The 18,626-nt window shown below is 54.4% G+C and carries 17 protein-coding genes; 2 read left to right on the top strand and 15 right to left on the bottom strand.

The window, feature by feature from the left end:
* Positions 1-360 precede the first annotated feature (360 nt).
* Genes KJZ99_03480 through KJZ99_03490 form a run of 3 tightly spaced genes read right to left on the bottom strand, consistent with a single transcriptional unit; the run spans position 361 to position 4,492 of the window.
* A complete protein-coding gene (locus tag KJZ99_03480; GenBank protein ID MCL4304947.1) occupies positions 361-1,533 on the bottom strand; it encodes a hypothetical protein in 1,173 nt (390 codons plus the stop codon).
* Between the two features lie 32 nt (positions 1,534-1,565).
* Complete coding sequence (locus KJZ99_03485; GenBank protein MCL4304948.1) at positions 1,566-3,719, bottom strand: PBP1A family penicillin-binding protein; 2,154 nt, start codon at positions 3,717-3,719, stop codon at positions 1,566-1,568.
* Positions 3,716-4,492 (bottom strand): UDP-2,3-diacylglucosamine diphosphatase, encoded by a 777-nt coding sequence (locus KJZ99_03490; protein ID MCL4304949.1) that lies wholly within the window; start codon positions 4,490-4,492, stop codon positions 3,716-3,718. Before KJZ99_03490 ends, KJZ99_03485 begins: the two co-directional genes overlap by 4 nt.
* A gap of 171 nt (positions 4,493-4,663) precedes the next feature.
* Between KJZ99_03490 and KJZ99_03495 the strand changes: the two genes are divergently transcribed.
* Together KJZ99_03495 and KJZ99_03500 are read left to right on the top strand one after the other, a co-directional pair.
* Positions 4,664-5,050, top strand: a complete 387-nt coding sequence (locus tag KJZ99_03495; GenBank protein MCL4304950.1) for a hypothetical protein — start codon at positions 4,664-4,666, stop codon at positions 5,048-5,050.
* Positions 5,051-5,198: 148 nt separating this feature from the next.
* The gene (locus KJZ99_03500) at positions 5,199-5,603 is read left to right on the top strand and encodes a hypothetical protein (protein ID MCL4304951.1); all 405 of its coding nucleotides are present in this window, start codon (positions 5,199-5,201) and stop codon (positions 5,601-5,603) included.
* Between the two features lie 74 nt (positions 5,604-5,677).
* Here KJZ99_03500 and KJZ99_03505 read toward each other — a convergent pair whose 3' ends face one another.
* The 12 genes from KJZ99_03505 to KJZ99_03560 all read right to left on the bottom strand — a co-directional run bounded on the left by KJZ99_03505 (position 5,678) and on the right by KJZ99_03560 (position 18,555).
* Entirely contained in the window at positions 5,678-6,277 is a 600-nt protein-coding gene (locus tag KJZ99_03505) for a phosphatase PAP2 family protein (protein MCL4304952.1), read from the bottom strand.
* A gap of 34 nt (positions 6,278-6,311) precedes the next feature.
* Entirely contained in the window at positions 6,312-8,258 is a 1,947-nt protein-coding gene (locus KJZ99_03510; protein MCL4304953.1) for a response regulator, read from the bottom strand.
* 49 nt (positions 8,259-8,307) lie between these two features.
* Entirely contained in the window at positions 8,308-8,673 is a 366-nt protein-coding gene (locus KJZ99_03515; protein MCL4304954.1) for a response regulator, read from the bottom strand.
* A gap of 21 nt (positions 8,674-8,694) precedes the next feature.
* A complete protein-coding gene (locus KJZ99_03520; GenBank protein MCL4304955.1) occupies positions 8,695-10,239 on the bottom strand; it encodes a PAS domain S-box protein in 1,545 nt (514 codons plus the stop codon).
* Positions 10,236-11,078: a response regulator gene (locus KJZ99_03525; GenBank protein MCL4304956.1), complete on the bottom strand. Its 843-nt coding sequence runs from the start codon at positions 11,076-11,078 to the stop codon at positions 10,236-10,238. Before KJZ99_03525 ends, KJZ99_03520 begins: the two co-directional genes overlap by 4 nt.
* A 517-nt stretch (positions 11,079-11,595) precedes the next feature.
* Positions 11,596-12,060, bottom strand: coding sequence for a flagellar protein FliS (locus KJZ99_03530; protein ID MCL4304957.1), 465 nt, complete (start codon positions 12,058-12,060; stop codon positions 11,596-11,598).
* A gap of 1 nt (position 12,061) precedes the next feature.
* Complete coding sequence (gene fliD, locus KJZ99_03535) at positions 12,062-13,969, bottom strand: flagellar filament capping protein FliD (protein MCL4304958.1); 1,908 nt, start codon at positions 13,967-13,969, stop codon at positions 12,062-12,064.
* Between the two features lie 111 nt (positions 13,970-14,080).
* Positions 14,081-14,980 (bottom strand): flagellin, encoded by a 900-nt coding sequence (locus KJZ99_03540; protein ID MCL4304959.1) that lies wholly within the window; start codon positions 14,978-14,980, stop codon positions 14,081-14,083.
* A gap of 143 nt (positions 14,981-15,123) precedes the next feature.
* Entirely contained in the window at positions 15,124-16,854 is a 1,731-nt protein-coding gene (gene asnB, locus KJZ99_03545) for an asparagine synthase (glutamine-hydrolyzing) (protein MCL4304960.1), read from the bottom strand.
* 22 nt (positions 16,855-16,876) lie between these two features.
* Positions 16,877-17,245: a hypothetical protein gene (locus tag KJZ99_03550; GenBank protein MCL4304961.1), complete on the bottom strand. Its 369-nt coding sequence runs from the start codon at positions 17,243-17,245 to the stop codon at positions 16,877-16,879.
* A 6-nt stretch (positions 17,246-17,251) separates the two neighbouring features.
* Positions 17,252-18,151, bottom strand: a complete 900-nt coding sequence (locus KJZ99_03555; GenBank protein ID MCL4304962.1) for a flagellin — start codon at positions 18,149-18,151, stop codon at positions 17,252-17,254.
* Positions 18,152-18,180: 29 nt separating this feature from the next.
* On the bottom strand, positions 18,181-18,555 hold the full coding sequence (locus KJZ99_03560; protein MCL4304963.1) for a MerR family transcriptional regulator: 375 nt from the start codon (positions 18,553-18,555) through the stop codon (positions 18,181-18,183).
* Positions 18,556-18,626 lie beyond the last annotated feature (71 nt).

An 18,626-nucleotide genomic window follows, 5' to 3' on the forward strand; every position in this document is an offset into this window, starting at 1 on the left:
TGCGGTTGAAGGATCCCCTGTTTACCCACCTCGACCCTCTAACCCCAATTTGCCCAAATGTTTACAACATTTTTACGAAAAACACTTGACTTTTCGTAAATATTGTATTATATTAGCACCAGCTAACCAACCAAAGCACCGAACCGGAGGAACCGGGCAGACTGGCCAACTGTGGCCCGCCCACGCTTCTGTGCTCTGATGACTCAGCAACCACCTCTCGTCTTGAACCAACTTAAGTAACTCCGATCGCGGGGCGAACACAAGCCAGCGCAATACAGACGAATCCACTTTCCTTCCTCCACAAAAGAAAACGGCGGCCCGTTGCCGAGCCGCCGCATAGAGCTTGTCATACCTCTTCCCCTACCCCACCGCAATCACCAGCCGCGAGAGATTGAATTTCGAAGCCTTCTCGAAGATAACCGTCGCGCTCTTGCGGTCGGGAGAAAGTTCAATTCGATAATCGTCATCTTCACGGTAATAACGCGGAAAAACCAGAATTCTCTCCACTTTGTCCAATCCGAGCGACGACGCATTGATCACAATTCGCGCGTCCTTTCGCAGATCCAGGGACCCCGTATGACGGACCGCTTCAATGTCACCCGTATTCCACTTCCCCAGTGCGGGTTTGCGAATTGCGCCGCTTCGTTCGAGATCGCGGAATGTTCCGATATGATACTTGAGTGAATTCAGTTCCTGCGAAAGACTGTCGTTCGTCGAAGCCATTGCCGTCACCTGCTGCATCATCGCGGCGCGTTCTTCTTCCAGCCCGCGAATCTGCTGCTGCAACTCGGCTTTCCTCGCCTCGAGATCGTCCACTTCCTGCTGCTTCTGATTGCGTTCCTGAATCAGCGTTCTGCGTTCAGAGTCGATCTTGCGCTTCGTGGCCCGGGCAAGTTCATTGGGAGTAATCTTCGCCTGACCTTGCGTCACAAATGTTCCGAAAATCCCTTCGCCGTAGTAGTTCCACACTTCGAATCCCGCCAGCAACTCGGGCACAAGTGCTTCCTTTTCGATCATCGCCAACGCGTCTTCTTCGTTCATCCCGATTTCCTCGGTCAGAAACTTCAGAGCGATCCCGAGATGCGTGTCGCCCTTCTGCACCACCACCGGAGGCCGCAGGCGCGACTTGACTTCGGCAAGCTCCTGAGTCAGCTTGGTCATCTCGCGTGACGCGTCAATCACGTCCTGCAGGAGGCCGCGATAGGAAAGGTCTTTCTCCTGCGCCACTCGATTGGCCAGCAGTTGTGCCTGTTCTTCCGTCAAACCCATCGTGGACATGCCCGTCGTGTCAATCTCATTTCCCGGGTGCGACTGGTTGTACCGGCTGACCAAACCGGAAATCTGCTGCTCACGCTCGGAAATCTGCGTATTCAGCTTTTCGACGCGGTTCACCAGTTCCTGAAAAGAGCGCACTTCGGCAGGTTCCATTCGTGTGACGAAGTGCACGACGAGAATGACCGCAACGAGCACGAGGACACCAATCGTTGCCCAGAGAGTGGCACCGCCGCGCTGATTGATTCTTAGCTTATCCATGAAACTGCTCTCCACCGACAGTTGAGTTGTGCCTAATCAAATAGGGAAGGTTTGCGGCCGCGCGGTGTTCGAAAACTGCCGTGCAGACTGCAGGGCGGAGGCAACTCCGCTTTTCTGGCAAAGTATTCAATACGGACGTCTGTACAGCCCGAACTGGCAAGCTCGCCGGTCTCGGTGCAGATTTCGGCAGTAATGACGTTTTTCGTCGTCTTGAAATCAGCGTCCGGATAATCCATCACTTTGTAAGCGGCGAGCATGAACTCCGCCCAAATCGGCAGCGCTGCCTTGCCGCCTTCTTGTCCGCGACCGAGCGACTTCGCGGGATCATCCAGCCCCACCCAGACTCCGGCCAATAAATGCGGAGTGAATCCGATAAACCAGGCATCCGTGTTGTCATTCGTCGTGCCGGTCTTCCCCGCCGTCGGAACACGGAAATTGTACTTGGAACGCAGCGACGCCGCGGTTCCATAATCGCTCACCGAGCGCATCAGACTTTGCACGAGAAAAGCGGTTTCCTCCGACAAGACGACTTTGCGCTCGGTGCGGAACTGATCAATTGTTTGCCCGAACTTGTCATCAAGTCCCGTCACACCTATCGGCTTGGACCACACACCGAGTGTGTAGAAACACTGATAGGCTGCGACAATGTCGATCGGAATCACACCGGAAGAACCCAGGGCCAGCGCGTCATACGGATCGAGCTTCGTTGTAATTCCCATTTGATGCGCAAGCTGTGCGACATCCTGCGGAGTCGTGTATTCACGAATCAGCCTCACGCTGACAACGTTCAGCGACTTTGCAAGTGCCTGTCTAAGGTCAACCATTCCGCCGTAGTCATTGGAGAAGTTGCGCGGAGCCCACAGATCGCCATTGTAGAGTGTAATGACGAGCTCCTCGTTGGACACCTTGGTCGAGATCGGCAGACCCTTGTCAATCGCGGAAGCGTAAACAAACGGCTTGAAACACGACCCGGGCTGGCGAATGGCCTGCGTGGCTCGGTTGAACTTGGTCACTTCGAAGTCGTGTCCGCCGATCATGGCCAGAATCTGCCCCGTATTCGGATCAAGCGCGACGAACGCAATCTCCACAGGCATTTCGGCGGCCGCGATGGAGTCCGCGAGTGCTTTGTCACCGGCGAGTTTCCGGATTGCCCCCGTGGTCGAGTCAGGATACATTTCCTTCAAGCGCAGTTTCAGACCAGACACCTGATAGATCGCGTTGACTTTCTCCTGCAGCTCCGGCAGCACTTTTGCGACTGCCGTTTCCGCGCAGTTCTGCAGCCGCGCATCAAGCGTCGTATAGACCGTCAGGCCGTCCTGATACGGGTCGAAGCCGTGGCGTCTGCCGAGCTGGTTCAGTTCCTGTCGGACGTTTTCCGTGAAATACGGGGCGATACCGATCTGCGTTTGATCCAGCGACGGACGCAGCGGCAGCGGAGTATCCACCAAACTGTCGCGTTCGGCCTTCGTAATGTACCCGACCGCCGCCATCCGGTCAAAGACCAGATTCCTGCGCACGATGTTGTTCTGCGGGTATTGCAGGGGGTTGTAGCGAGTCGGGGATTTGGGAATCGCCGCCAGCACAGCCGCCTCGTTGACATCAAGTTCCGAAACGTTCTTGGAGAAATATGTGGCCGCCGCAGCTCCGACTCCGTACGCACCTGCACCGAAATACGTTTGCGTCAGATACATTTCGAGGATTTCATCCTTCGAATAGTAGCGCTCGATTTCGATGGCCGTCATCAGTTCGCGCAGTTTACGGGTGATTCTCCGTTGCGGACTGAAATAGAGATTCTTGGCAAGCTGCTGCGTGATTGTGGAAGCACCGCGCGGCGTCAGGTCGAGCGTAACCGCACTTCTGGCCAGTGCCACAAACAGCGAGACGGGCCGCATTCCCCAATGCTCGTAGAACTTGTGATCTTCCGTAGCCAAGAAGGCTTGTATCACTGCAGGCGGCATATTCCGGAGCGGAGCGTAGCTGCGACGCTGCGTATAGAGTTCCTTGAGAAGCACACCATTGCGATCCAGAATCTTTGTGGCCAGAGCAGGATTGATGTTCTCCAGCTGTTCTACCGAGGGCAGTCCCTTTTTCAAGTAACTAAAAGTTGACCAAGCCACGATTGCGAGAGCCAAGCAGACTGACAGCACGATGGCCATGACTTTCCAAATCATGCTGGGCGGATTCAAGCTGAGGCTCCGTCGGTTGCATCGTCCCACTTCGAGAGCGAGAGACTGTTTCCGTCATGGCGCGCGAACGTAAAGTGATAAATCCAGTCGCCAAGATTGATATACGTGCCGCCTCGAAATTCGAGCTGTGCCGGCCGATGCGCGTGGCCGAGCACCACGCCCTGAAAGCCCTGCTCAATCACGGATTGGGCAAAACGCAAGTAATCTTCGTCTTCGGACGGGTTACCTTTCGTGGCGTTTCTGCTCTGCCGCGAAGTACCGCGCGCAAGCCACATGCCGAGATCGGGATGCAGCCAGAGGAAGAGTCTTTGAGCTAAGGGGTTACGCAAGATTTTCTTCAGGAATCGGTAGCCGTGATCACGACGGAGCAGCCCGTCACCGTGAAATACGAAGATGCGCTGATTGGCAATCTGCACGATGAGGGCATCGTCACACGTGACCAAGCCAATCTCGCGTTCGAGAAAACCGTGCAGCCGGAAGTCATGATTTCCCGGGAGCAGAAGGACGGGAATCCCCGCTTCGGTGGTTTCCTTGAGGGCGCGCAGAATTTCGAAATACTGTTTAGGTATGACGGTTTGCCATTCATACCAGAAGTCGAAGAGATCTCCGTTGATGATCAGGGCGCCATGTTCGGCCCGAACACGACTTAGCAGAAGCTTCAAACGGTGAAGCTGCTGTGAAGCGACCGGTTCAGGCTCGGCGCCGAGATGGGCATCCGAGACAAAGTAAACCGGCGGCTTAAGGTCAACGGTCCGAGCGGGCGGCAGGTGCATAGGACAGATAATATACGAACTCTTATAGGGCTGGGCAACTTCTTAGGCAAGAAAATTGCTTGAAATTACCTGTTTTGACTATGTTTCCGGCAATCAACGCCGAACCATTGGGGACTTGACTTTGGACTGGGCAAGCGGTTAATTAGTTCGTCATCCAAAGAACGTCCGCGAATGTATATCCCCAGTTTTGCAGTATTTTGGGCAACTTACAAGCGCACGCTGGTCGGGCTTGCCATAGTCTGTTTGATCGTCCTGATCGGCCTGTTCGCGGACTGGGATGCGGCTCTCATCGCAGCGGTGGCGGCGCTGGTCGGGATAGTGACGCAAGCCTTTGCAGGGATACTGGGGCTAATTGCACTCATCCCATGGATCGGGCCTCTCATCGCGAAAGCGCTGGCGATTCCGGTAGTTTGGCTGATTAATGGTGCGGGCTACTTTTTCTCGGCCTTTCTTGCCGGGCGAGGACACGGGAAGTCTGTGGTCAACTCGCGGATCCTGACGGTAGTCTTGATTGTCGGGGTAATCATCGGATTTATTTTAGGAAAAATAATAGGTTAAAGAGGTATCTGGGATTAACTCAGTGGTCCTCCCTTCGGCCCGCAGCTTGCGGAGCATGAAGTGATTGGACCCTTGGAGTGTCCCCGGAATACTTGACTCTGGAGCAAGGGATTGCTATAATAAACTGGTTAGAAACTGCCCTAATTCCTTGATGAAACGACTCACTGCAATCCTGGCACTGCTTGTTCTTCTTGCTCCTGCGGCTCGCGCGGAAGTGGAGCTTTTGTCGATGAGCGTGAATGCGCTGTTTGACCACGCCCGCCTCGAGTGGCAGACCGGTCAGGAGATCAATTTTCAGAGCTTCGTCATAGAGAGGTCGCCGAACGGGCAGTCTTTCCTGCCCGTTGGGGTGGTGCAAGCCCGGGGTTCGTTCTCTGAGTATTCATTTACGGATGAAAGCCCACTGGATGTGGATCGGGAGAGGACTTTCTTCTACCGGATCAAGCTGGTGAACCGCGACGGGACTTTCACGTATAGTGAAACATTGGAAGTGTCGCTGAATTTCTCGGCTGTTCAACAGACGTGGGGTTCGATCAAAGCGATGTTCCGGTAAGGCCGAATAATTTGAATCAGAAGCCCTGCCTCTTGGAGGCAGGGCTTTTTTGTGCTCGCTACACGAGAGAAGGTCTATTCGTCCGGTAGAACCCAGACCCGCAGGGGCCAGGCAATCAGAAGTGCGAAGAGAATTCCCACGAGATATCCCGCAGCCACATCCGACGGGTAGTGGTGTCCGAGATACACTCTGCTGTAACCGACTGCCAAGGCGGACGCGAACAGGACAGGACTAAACTGGGGATAGAAGTAGCTCCAGTAGACAGCCTGACCGGCCATATTGGCTGCATGGCTGGACGGGAAGCTGAACGACGGTTTGTAGGTCGTGAGAGCGAATTTGTCTGTGTAGATCCAGCGTTCATTGCCGTCGTCATAGTAGTGGGTCTGCGGAATCACATTGCAGGGCCTGATGCGCTGCACAGCGGGCTTGATGACGCTCGAGGAAATCTGATCGGTCAGGGCGACGACAAGGAAGCAGCAGAGCGCAATGATGCGGCCGCGCCGCGAGGTGCGAATGATGAAGAACAGCCAGAGCAATCCAAGAGGAATCAACCAGATTTTCTGGTCAGAGAAAATCGGCATGATCGCGTCAAAGAAGGAGCTGGTGAACGTCTTGTTCACCATATCGAAAACGCCGCGATCCCATTGTTCAAACCACGAGAGTTGGCCCGTCACAGTGACCTCCCATTTTCAACTTCACAGATCATCATTAGCCATCCTGAGCAATTTCAGCTTCCACGTCGAGAGGCAGGTAGATCCGAAAACAGCTCCCTGCGCCGGGAGTGGATTCCACTTCAATATCGCCGCCATGCGCGCGGACGATGTTCAGACAAATGGATAAACCAAGACCGGTGCCCTGCGCCGCATCTTTGGTCGTGTAGAACGGTTCAAAGACATGCTTGACGACTTCGGGCGGCATGCCGATCCCGTAGTCGAGAATTTCGATGCAGATCCACTTGGGATCATCAGCATCTACTGCACTGACTCGTATCTTGCGACGTTCAGGTGCAAGCTCACCATTTTGAGCAGCTTCGCGAATGGCGTCGCGAGCATTTATCAGCAAATTGACGAGGACCTGCTCAATCTGGTTCAGATCGCCCCTAAACTGGGTGAGACCGCCGGACACATCAGATTCGATCTCGATATCATCCTGCCGGATCTGTTCGCCTACAAGCACGAGTGCACCGTTCACAGCCTGTTCCGCAGTCAACGGCTTGAAGGTCGCGGCATCGATATGGGTGAAGCCGCGCAGGTGATTTATGGTATTGGCCATGCGCTCAACGGTGCCGCGAATCTTGTCCAGATTGTTTTCGAGTGCATCATCGGTCAGCTTGCCGTTTTTGCGCAGGAGTTTGATCAAGTCGGCGGTAATCGCAATCACATTGAGCGGCTGCTTCATCTCATGTGCGATTGAGCCGACCATTTCGCCCAGTGACGCGAGCCTTGCGGTGTGAATCAACTGCGCATTCTTGGTTTTCAGTTCACGTGAACGCTGTCGAACCATGTCTTCGAGATAAGAGTTGTAATGCTGCAGTGTCGACTCAAGCTGTTTCTGTTCGGTAATATCCATTCCGACAATCAGCCTTCCCCAGCGCCCCGGGCCTTCACGAAAGCGGCGCGCGCTCCACGTCAACAGGCGCATCGAACCGTCGGGACTATCGAAAGTTATGACACGTCCCGCGACCTCACTATTGCGGTGCGGGTCGAAGACCTCCGAGAGCGGAGAGGAGCCGTCTCTGATGACATTGGACAACCACAAATCGGCATCTTCGACGGGCATGCCGGTTAACTCGACGGCGAACTTGTTCCAGCGTTCCAGTTTGCCATCGGGATTCACGTAGGCGATGAGCACGTTGGCGGTATCGAGAACGCGCTCGTTGAATTCGATTTCTTCAGAGAGAAAGCGGGTACGTTCCGCGACTCTGGCTTCGATATCCTGCCTGAGAGAGTTCAAGTCTCTCTGAAGACGCTTCAAACCGGTAATCTCAGTTATCAGGATTAGAGCACCGGGGATACGGTTCCCCATCAATCTCTGAACGAGCAGCTTCCTGTCACGATGCTCGACGACGAGGCTAAGTTTCTCATTGGAGAAGAACAGCTCCTGAAGTTCCCCATGTCCGACGACCTCCCACAGATGATGATCCACGAGCCTTGCGGCATCGGTCGCCAGCAGCGCGGCGGCGTCCGGCGATACCTCGAGGACCTTGCCTGCCTCATCACAAAAGATGCTTGCGGAGGTCGGCCGCGCGAGCGCCTGTTGACCTGCGGCGGCGAGCTGGTCGAGCCGAGTACGATAGAAAGAACGTTCGACGACGCGCATCAGGGCCGGCGCATCCACCGGCTTGGTCAGGAAATCCGTGGCTCCGTGTCTGAGAGCGCGCAGAGCGAGACTGCGGTTTGCGATTGCTGTGACGAGGATAACATGAGTCTGGAGGTGAGCTAATCGCACGCGGGCCAACAACTCGATGCCATCCATCCCGGGCAGCTTGACGTCGGTGAGCAAGACCTGAATTGCGGGGTGCGCGGCAAGCAGATCGAGGGCCTGTTGGCCGTCACCGGCGAGAAATACGGAGTAGCCGTGCTCCTGCAACACTTCGGCAAGAGCCTCGCGCGCAAGAGCATCATCGTCAACAATCAGGACTTCCCGTTCAGCCATTACATCGAAGATAGTTCAGCCGAGCCGAAAAGTCAAGCTGACCCACCCTTTACAAGAACTTTTTCGCCAGTCCGTCGATGGACTCGAGCGAGAAGGGTTTCTCAAGGAATCCGTCGGCACGCGCCGTCTTGTCTGAGAAGAAGCGGCGGAAGTGCGCGAATCCCGTGATGAAGATTACGGGCAGGTCAGGATTCAGCCGTTTGACCGCACGCAGCAATTGGAATCCGTTCATCAGCGGCATGTGAATGTCCGTAATGATCAGATCCGGCGTATCAGCAAGCACGAGGTCAAGCGCCTTTTGACCATCGGGCGCACCCATCCCTTCATAACCCGAGAACTTCAGAAAGTTGATCAGCAGATCGCGAATCACTTCGTCGTCATCTACGACAAGAACTTTCTTTTTCAGTGTTTCCATTCGGCCCTCATCTATAGAGAATTAAATTGTCGCTTCATTGGTGAGTTGCGATTTTGTCAAGTCGAGCATCGTGACACCTTCGATGGAATAATTCTTCACGATGGGGTCAGAGATCAGTTTCAGTTTGTTCATGATGCCCTTGATCTTATGGACTTGCTGCTGGATCACTTCGAGTGCGGCGCGATCCTGCTGATCCACATTTGCGAGTTTCATTTCAAGGAACTGCGCATAGCCGAGGATGATTCCCAAGGGCGTATTGATGTGATCATTGGCTGTGACAGCCGTTTGGGTAATGGCCCGCAGGCGAGCGGATTTGATCTTTTCGTTTTCCAGGGCTTTGATCGGTGTAACGTCGCGCTCGATGACGGAGAATCCGAGCACTTTGCCGTGCGCGTCCCGGAGCAGCGTATAGGTCGCAGTCACAGGGAAAATTTCGCCGGACTTTCGCATTCTTTCGACTTCCGGATCCGTCATTGAGCCGCGCTGCTCGAGCAATCTAACCACATGCGGCGACTTGCGGGTGAAGCCCGGAGGATCCAGATACTCATCGATATTCATTCCGATGATTTCATCGGCGGTGAATCCGTAGACGCGTTCAGCGCCCTTGTTCCACAGGCGAACGCGGCCCTCCGTGTCACACGTGAAGATTGCTTCATGTGAATTAGTAATCACGAGATCCAGATAGTCGCCGATTTCCCGAAGTTTCTCGAATTGCTGCTCAAACTGTCCGTGCATGCTTCGGAAGTTGAACTTCAACCTTGCATCGCGAATCGCCGTCACGATTTGCGGTGGCTGGGCAGGCAGGACCAGAAAATCGTCAACTCCCTGCATCATCAATTCGAGCAAACCGTCCGACTCAGTTCGGCGGAGCAAAGCAATCAAAGCGGGCGGTTCTTCAAGCTCACTAAGCAGACTCACGGGAATTTCTGTTTTGCCGTTGCGCGGCAATTCAAACAAGACGACCTGCGGTTCGACTTCACTCCACGACTTCGCGATTTCCGGGAGGGACATTCCGCGCTGGGTCCGCCAGCCATCCTGTTCCGCCGAGGAGACAATCAGATGCGCGAGCGAATCGTCAGAGCAGGCGACTTGGACGATCCCTTTATGTGTCAGAAGTTGGCAGTCCGCAGGGCTGGCCAACAGCCTGTGCAGTGCGAGCTCAATGGTTCGAGCAACGAGCCGCGCGTCACCGGGCAATTTAAGAAAGGCAAATGCTCCGGCTTTCCGCGCAACGTGCTCAGCCAGCACATCGCGATATGACCCGGAGAACAGCACGACGGGGGTCAGCTCCGTCCCCGGCCTGAAAGGCAGTTTCAGTAATCTCGAGATTTGAAAGCCATCCAGGTCAGGCAAAGAGACATCACAGAGCAGAACGGCAGGACTACGCTCGCTAAGATACTTGATCGCCTCCGGTGCAGTCTTCGCACAAACAATTTGAATTGAGTCCACAGCCTCCAGTTGTCTGGAGAGGAGATCGCGAGCATCGTCGTCCGGTGTGACAATCAGCACGTGAGGCAACGCGCCCGTCGACTGGAGATTCGGGATGCGCAACGGGATTCTTTTCATGATTTTTGGGCCTCTACGTGGTCGGCCGGGAGTTTCCAGCAGACCGTAACGGCACTGCGAGTTTTCTCGAACCGAATCTCGTCTACGAGCGAAGTCGCCAACTGCAACCCGCTGAGCTTGCCCTTCGGCGCGGTGCTGCTGAGTTCACGAATTCTGGCGGCACCGTCGAAGCCGCAGCCGGAGTCCCAGACGAGTAACTCCACAGAATGTTTTCCGACGTGAAGGTGCGCTCCGTAGCGAGCATCGGGCTTGCCGCCCGCGCCATGCTTCTGAGCATTGTCCAGCAGCTCAGACGCAATGAGCGGCAGCTTGCGATAGGCTAAGTCCAAGTCCAAGTTTGCAGAGGCCGCCACGGCAATCAGTCGGGCCAAGTCCGCCGGGTCGAGCAGGTGGTCACCTGGGAATTCGAGAGAGAATTCGCTGGTCACCGCACCAGCCAGAGTCTCCTCGCGAAGAGCTGCTGAGAGGCGGACGCTTAGCTCGACTAACTCTGCCAGATCAGACAGCGAGTACGGTTTGCAGAGCACGTTCCACGCTCCGGACTTCAAGGAACGATTGAAGATCGCCGGATCGCCCATGCCAGTCGTCAGGCAGATAATTGCTTGCGGTCGCCGCTCATGCAGAGGCCCGATAAGTTCCAGACCGGTACGACCCGGCATCATCATGTCAACGAGAATAAGGTCAGGCTGACACTGCACACAGGTGTCTTCCGCGCGCAAGGCATTAGTCTCCGTCGTCACACGGCATCCAACAGCCTCAAGAGCGGCCGCAATGACGCTCGAGATGTCCGGGTCATCATCGATGATTAGGACGCGCGGAGCAGAAATAAAGTTCTTCAACAAGGTATCAAGTGTCGAGTTATCACAGCATGCTTCTATCCGCAAATTGTTTGGCAAGTATCATACCATAGAAAAGCCTCGGCTAACGGAAGCCGAGGCTGAGTCTGCACAGCATGAGAATTAGCAAAAAGATTCGCGGCTACTGAGAATGTGCGGTTTAGGTCGCAATTCTCTGAAACTGACGGCTACTTCCGAATTGAGCGATGAAAGCTGGTAATTGACTCGGCGGTCTCTTCTGCCGCCTGGGGGGTCAAGTAATACCCAGTGCTGATTTTGCCGCGGATCTCGGCGAGCCTTTCTGACGGCAGCGTCTCTCCGACAGAGTTGCCCAAATCGGCAGCCAGAAGGCTCTGCGTAACTAATTGTTCTGGCGATAGTTCAAAATGATCTCCAGAGGCATTAGTGGTCCGCTCCGGCCCCCGCTGGGTCCGATTCGGGGCATTTTCGGTGGTTTCTTTGGTCTGTACGGGCAGGCCGTATGGTCGTGTAGATTCTACGCGCATGTTGGCTCGCGAGTTTAAAGTGTTATAGCAGAGTGATTAGCAACCGTTGTGCCAAGCTGCACAGAACCGACGGGTGCGAAGTCGCCGGAGGGCAACCTGCCTTCCATCCGAAGCCGGTCAAAAAGCTCCGACCAGCCGGAACGAACTTGGGTCAGGGCCTCGGCGACCTGGTGGAGCTGCGAGATGTCCCGGCTGGCGTTGCCGATAGAGAGCTTAGTGGACAGGAAGCTGTACGTGTTGTCCAGTTGTCGCACGAAGTCTGATTCGTCCGCGAGATTCAGGCATTTGCGCAATTCGCCCAGGCACTCAAGGGCAGACTCGATGGCCTGTCCTTTTTCCGACCAGCGATTTGCATGCATGTGCTCTGCAGCTTCGCGAGTATAACGGATCGCGCCATCGCAGAGCAATAAGACGAGTTGTGGAGTGCTGCAGGCGGCATCCATAGACCGATATGTAGTGAAACTCGGAGCGACTTTCATATTATCCTAAAACTCCAGCGAGGTAGTTGCTTTGGTTTCGCATTTTAGATAGCAAGGCTTCAAGGGCAGAGTATTGACGTCGAAGTGATGATTCAATGGTCTCGAGTCGTTTTTCCCATGAGGCGATCTGGCGGTCAAGATTCTGATTCTGTTTTTCGAGATTGTCGATCGCATAGTAGACGGCACCTGACTCTTCGCTATTGATTCGCGAGGCTGCTGTTGCGACCACTTCGGTGATCCCTTTACCCAGTCGGAAAGTCGTATCGATCGTGCCCGCTCCCGAACCCGCAGGAGTGAAGCTGAGGACTATCCCCTCAGCTGAAGAGCCGTTTGCACCGCGGATCAGCAAGCCATCGATTGTTGCGGCTTGCCCATTGATGGTCGCGGAGAGGGGCATACCGTCAGCACCATAGTTCACGACCAGAGAATAGGTCCCGCCTCGACTATTCTCATTTGTCGTCACAAGCCCAATCCGGTTGCTGCCTGCCTCAAAAGACTGGCTAAACAGGTTCACGACCTCTTCGAATCTATCGTTCAAGGCCTCGGACAGCTTTCCCTCGTTAATCGTAAGCAGGTTGCGGGAGGATGACATGATACCGACGTCAGCAAGTCGGTTAAGCTGCTGCCCGGAAGGCAGTTGTCCGACTTGCTGGGCAACTACTGCAGACAACTCCCGTCGGATCGACGCAAGGAAACCGTCTCCCAGCAGAGGTGCAGCCGTTTCGTTCTCTTCATCAAACGCAGAGAAGGTCGATATGTCCTGCATCACCGCGTTATAGGCATCGACGAAGCCGCGAATCTTCGACTTCATCGCCTCTTTGTCATTATCAATCGAGATCGTCACCAGTTTGCCGACGCTCGCACTGAGCAGATTCAGGGTGACTCCTTCAAATAGATTCTCCAGGGTGTTGCTGGATTGAGTGATGTAAATTCCGTCGACACGCACATTTGAGTTTTGAGCCTGAGTGAGTGTCGGCGAGAAGACCTCGTTTGAAAAGGTCTCTCCGGAAGTCAAGGAGCCGGTTTGGAAAGTAAGCTCGAGGCCTTCGGCCACCGCAATGGGATTACCCAGATCGGCAGGCGCAACGTTAAACGATCCGCTGTTGCCAGCACTATCGGTCCAATCAATTTGAATAGTATCCACTCCGACCGTACCGCCGGAAGCGACCGTGAAGACGAAGGTTTTGTTCACGGAACCTGTATAAATACCGCCGGAAGAGATCACAGAGGTTCCACTCCACCCTGCCGCGGTTTCGACTTGGTCAATCGCGTTGTTAGCAAAATCCAGAGATGTGGGGTTGGTAGTGACTGAAACGCGATTATTCAGGCCGGGCTGATTGGATGTCAACACGAGCCGATACCTTCCGCTTCCGGAACCATCATCGAGAATTGAGGCGGTAATCAAATCGTTGTTGTCGCTCGAATTGTTGATGAGATTTCGGAGCTGCTCAAGGGTCGTTGCAGAAGAGAGATCGGTGTCAGCGATTGTAATGGATTGGTCGCCAACCTGAATGACGAAGTCTCCACCACTATCACCGACGCCGGTGCTGTTCTTGTCGTTAAAGCCTTGAGCGGCAATACTGTGAGCTTTGGCGAGGGCAAGCACTTCCACGGTGTGCGATCCGCGAGCCGCGCTTGACGATGCCTGCACTGTTACAACGGACGAATCGGAGGAGGAAGCCGATTTGACCACAAATTCGGATCGTCGATCAAGATTCTGCGCGGCGCCTTGCAACGCCGAGATCTTGCCCTGGATCTGAGCCCACAGATTGAGCTTTGTTTCGTTTTGACTCTTGCGCGATTCGTAGAGGTCGACTCTTCTCCTCTCGATCTGCATGAGTTGTTTGATCGTGGTATCCCAATCGATACCGGAGACCAACCCGGAAACCGACGTGGCTGGCTGTGACATTGCTCCTCCGTGATCGTTCTGGACTGAGGGCCTCTTTCAGAAGGCTCCCCCGTCCAGCCGTCCGCGCTTAAGCGCGGACGGCCTGAACACCAGAGGGAGAGTTCCTTCCGATTAGCCTACGAGCTGCGCGACAATGTTCGGGATTGAATTCGCCGTCGACAGCATCGAGACACCCGTCTGCATCAGAATTTGAGCGCGGGTGAAGTTCGACATTTCTTCGGCGAAGTCAGCGTCACGGATTTGCGATTCGGACGCCGTCGCGTTTTCGCGCGCGATCTTCAGGTTCAGAATGGTGTTCTGCAGACGTTCCACCATCGAGCCGATGAACGTGCGCTCTGTATCCTTAGAATTAATGGCGGCGATCAGGGTTTCGATTGCCGACTGTGCGGAAGCCGTGTCCGCAACGTTTAAACCGTCAATACCGAGGTCCGCTGCCGTCATACCGCCCAAATTGACGTAGTAGTAGTCGGTGCCGTTGTTATTGCTCTCACCGATGTGGAACTTGATGGAGTTTCCATCAGCAGTGTTGCTCACACCGTTGTATCCCAGCGCCTGCGTGGTGTCTGTGCTTGCAGTCGCCGCCGCACGCGTGCCGTCGAGCAAGTAGTAGCCATTGTAGTTTGCCGTGCGGGCGATACGGTCGGCTTCACTCTTCAGCTGCTGAAACTCCACGTTGGCGACCTGTCGATCGAGGGTCGTGAGAATTCCGTTGGCTGCCTGCACAGCGATAGCGCGCATGCGCACCAGCTTTTCGTCGATTACGGCCAGCGCGCCTTCCGCCGTTTGCAGCATGTTGACATTATAAGAGGCATTCTTCTCAGCTTCGACCATTCCGACAATCGAAGAGCGGAGACGCTCGCTAATGCCCAAGCCAGTGGGATCATCCCAAGCGTAGTTGATGCGCAGACCGCTGGACAGTCGCTGAACAGCTTTGTCCAAGTCGTTCTGTGCCATCCACACGGAGCGTTGCGCGCCGAGAGACAGCAGATTGTGGTTGATACGTGTACTCATGCGTTCCTCCTCCGAGGGAGCTATTCAGGAAAGTTACCGAATTATGCTCAGTTTGAAATTCCGCACACACTTTCGGCGCGGTTCATCAGAATTATCGGCGATGCAAACCTGAACTTAAATTGCCCCTGCACAAGGGGTTAGGGTCAGCAAATCTCGCTGACCCCGCACACGTCTGACCACATACCCAAAGAGCAAATCAGCCAAGTACGGTGAAAGACTTGACTTCTGGAGTCTTCAATAAGAATCCGCTCAAGCTTTTCTTGATGAAAAAGATTAGCAATGAACGGTTGTCCTAAAGCGCGATTTAACTCAGCTTGACCCTCCTCGCTAGCAAATAAAATTGCGAGGGAGGCGTTGAAGGCGCGCTTGGGACGACTGAGAATCGCTTCGGGCAAGAGACCCTGACCGGCTTTGCGAAGCAGTGCCTTCTCAAGTCCGTAGACCGGCTTCAGCAGCTCGGACGGCAGGTTTCTTGCAAATTGCACGACGTCAGGATCAGTGAACGGAACACGGCCTTCAAGCGATGCCGCCATCGTTGCTCCATCGAGCCTCAGGAGCAAATGCGGGAAGTGATCATATAGGAGAAGCGATTGAACTTGATCAGCACCGATGCTATGCTCGAGCATAGCAGAGAGGTACACCTGATCAGCTTCCTGCCAGGCGCTCACACTGACGGGGAGTCGCAGGGCGACCTGCAAGTCTTCTCGGCTGAACCAAGCCGTCGCAGATCGATAGGCATCTATTAGGGCTGCGCGCTCATTATTGACGCTCCTCAACTTTGCATGCAGGCGGTGGTAACCACCAAAGAGCTCATCCGCCCCTTCACCACAGAGAACGGCTTTAACACTTCGTGCGGCAACCCTCGCGAGCAAGTGAATCAAGACTTCGTTTGGAAGCGAAACCGGCAGCGCGCGTCTCTCTGTGAGGTCGCGCATTGCTGAGAAGAACTCCTGCGGGGTAGCTTCGACGCCCACGTGATTTGCGGAGATGTGTACTGCCATGCGATCGGCAAAATCAAGGTCTTCCGAGTCGCCTTGCAAAGCAATGGCAAAAGTTTGAAGTGGTTCAGTCTGGTGTTCAGCCAGCAACGCGGCAATCAACGAACTGTCCAAACCACCAGAGAGGAAGACACCAAGGGGAAAATCAGCCTGACGTTGTCGATAGACCGCTTCGCTCAGAAGATAGCGCAGCCTTGTCGCAGCTTCCGACTGGTCAACAGATGTCAACTTCTCTGAGTTCTCGTTTCGCCACGATACCGCAACTACACTCTGATCTGACAAAGTCACGGAGTGACCGGGAGGAACCGCATCAATTGCCTGCCAGACCGTCTTGTTGTGATGAATAACTTGAGAGGTGAGCAAGTAGTGGGTCACCCCGGTCGCCGATGCCGCATGGCTGGCAAACATGCTGCGAAGTGCTGCAGGCTCTGACGCAGCAGCAGCTCCGTGGTCGCCAACCGAGTAAAAAAGCGGTTTTATTCCAAAACTGTCCCGTACAAGCTGAAGAGAGCGATTATCTCGGGAAACCAGAGTCACCGCAAACATCCCGTCAAGCTTGTACCACACGTCATCGCCCCAGAGTTCGATAGCTTTGGCCAATACTTCAGTGTCACTTCGCGAGGAACTGTAAGAGCCTCTGACTTCGAGCAGGGATCGCAGGAAGCCATCATTATATAGTTCCCCGACAAATGCCAGTTTTCGTCCGTCTCGAAGTTCGCGGGGCTGGCTACCACCAGTCGCATCGCGCAAAATCAAACGACAATGACCGATTCCACCATTCTCAATAAGCGCAAAGCTCTGCGTGTCCGGACCACGAAACTCGAGCAACTCCAGTGCACGCTTCAGCACTGTGGAAGCATCAGCGGCCGGGGACAAGAACGCAACCGACCCGCACACGTTACACCGCCTTCGAAATGCGAAGCTGAGTCTTCGCGTTTGGCCTATACCCTCGAGCTGCCGCACGTCGTGCATCGATAGCCTTCAATCTGGTCTCCAGCAATGCGATCTCAGAGGAAAGCTGTCTGATCAAATAGCGATCTGCGGCTTGAACGGCCAATAACTCGCGACGATGCTGGTCAGACAGACTTTCACTGGGTACAAGCTTTTCCAGAAGGAAGTCGCGATCCAGAAGGAACGTATTCATGGACTCAAAATCACGTCGCATCGCCGCCTCCCACAGAGCGGCGGAGATCCGCCTGAGCTGTTCAGGCAGATCTCCGTGATTACCGCTGTCATCAGCGTGCAGGTGCTTTGCAACTCTGGTCATGGATTGTTAGCCGACCAGTTGGGCGACGATGTTCGGAATCTGATTGGCCTGACCAAGCATGGAAACACCAGTCTGCATCAGGATTTGGGCACGCGTAAAGTTCGACATTTCCTCGGCAAAATCGGCATCACGGATTTGTGACTCCGATGCCGTAGCGTTCTCGCGCGCGATCTTCAGATTCAGAATTGTATTCTGGAGGCGTGACACCATAGAACCGAGGAAGGTGCGCGTCGTATCCTTGGAGTTAATGGCTGCGATAAGCGTCTCAATGGCGCTCTGTGCAGACGCAGTATTGGAGACGTCCAACGCGTCCACACCAAGATCGCCTGCGGTCATTCCCGCGATGTTAATGTAGTAGAAGTCTCTGCCGATCTCGTTGTTTTCGCCGATGTGGAACTTGATGGAGTTAGCCTCAGCCGCGGTCGAGACGGCATTGTAACCCAAAGCGAGTGTTGGATCGGTGTTCATCGATGACGCTTGGCGCGAACCATCAAGCAGATAGAAGCCGTTGTAATTTGCGGTACGTGCAATGCGATCCATCTCGCTCTTGAGCTGTTGAAACTCCACATTGGCGACCTGTCGGTCAAGAGTCGTAAGGATCCCATTGGCAGCCTGCACGGCGATGGCACGCATCCGCACCAGCTTTTCATCAATTACCGCAAGGGCACCTTCAGCGGTTTGCAGCATATTAATGTTGTAGCTGGCATTCTTCTCTGCTTCCACCATACCTGAAATCGACGCGCGTAGCCGCTCGCTGATGCCCAATCCGGTAGGATCGTCCCACGCATAGTTGATGCGCAAACCGCTCGACAAGCGTTGGACGGCCGAGTCGAGGTCGTTTTGGGCCATCCAGACTGATCGCTGTGCTCCAAGGGACAGCAGATTGTGATTAATTCTTGTGCTCATGTTTCTCCCGTGATGTTAGGACTTACCCGCTAATCGCGGGACGACTTCTTCAAAAGATAATCCGACATTGCGCGGGCCAATTCCGCAATCGGGTCATTACTCTGCGGTCTCTCGATGTCGCTTTTGCGCAGCATCTCAAGCTTGCGCTTCGCGCCGTCCAAAGTATACCCTTGAACTTTGACGAGGTAGTTGATCTTCTCAAGATCGGCTATCGACTTCTCGTCGTAGCGGCGCTGATTGCCGGTCGTGCGCAGAGGTTCAAGATAGTCCTCGAACTCCTTTTCCCAATACCGAATGGTCGGTTTGGGTATCCCTGTAATGGCGTGAACTTGTCCGATTGAGAACAGTTTTGGACCTTTTGACGAGCGTGCTCTTGGTAGTGCGATCATTTCTTCAGATTTCATGTCAAGTACTCCAGATGGATCAGATTCCTTTCACTCTGATTATCGGAATACGTGCCGTTGAACTTTAATTT

The sequence above is a fragment of the bacterium genome, from assembly GCA_023382385.1.
Classification (GTDB): domain Bacteria; phylum Electryoneota; class RPQS01; order RPQS01; family RPQS01; genus JABWCQ01.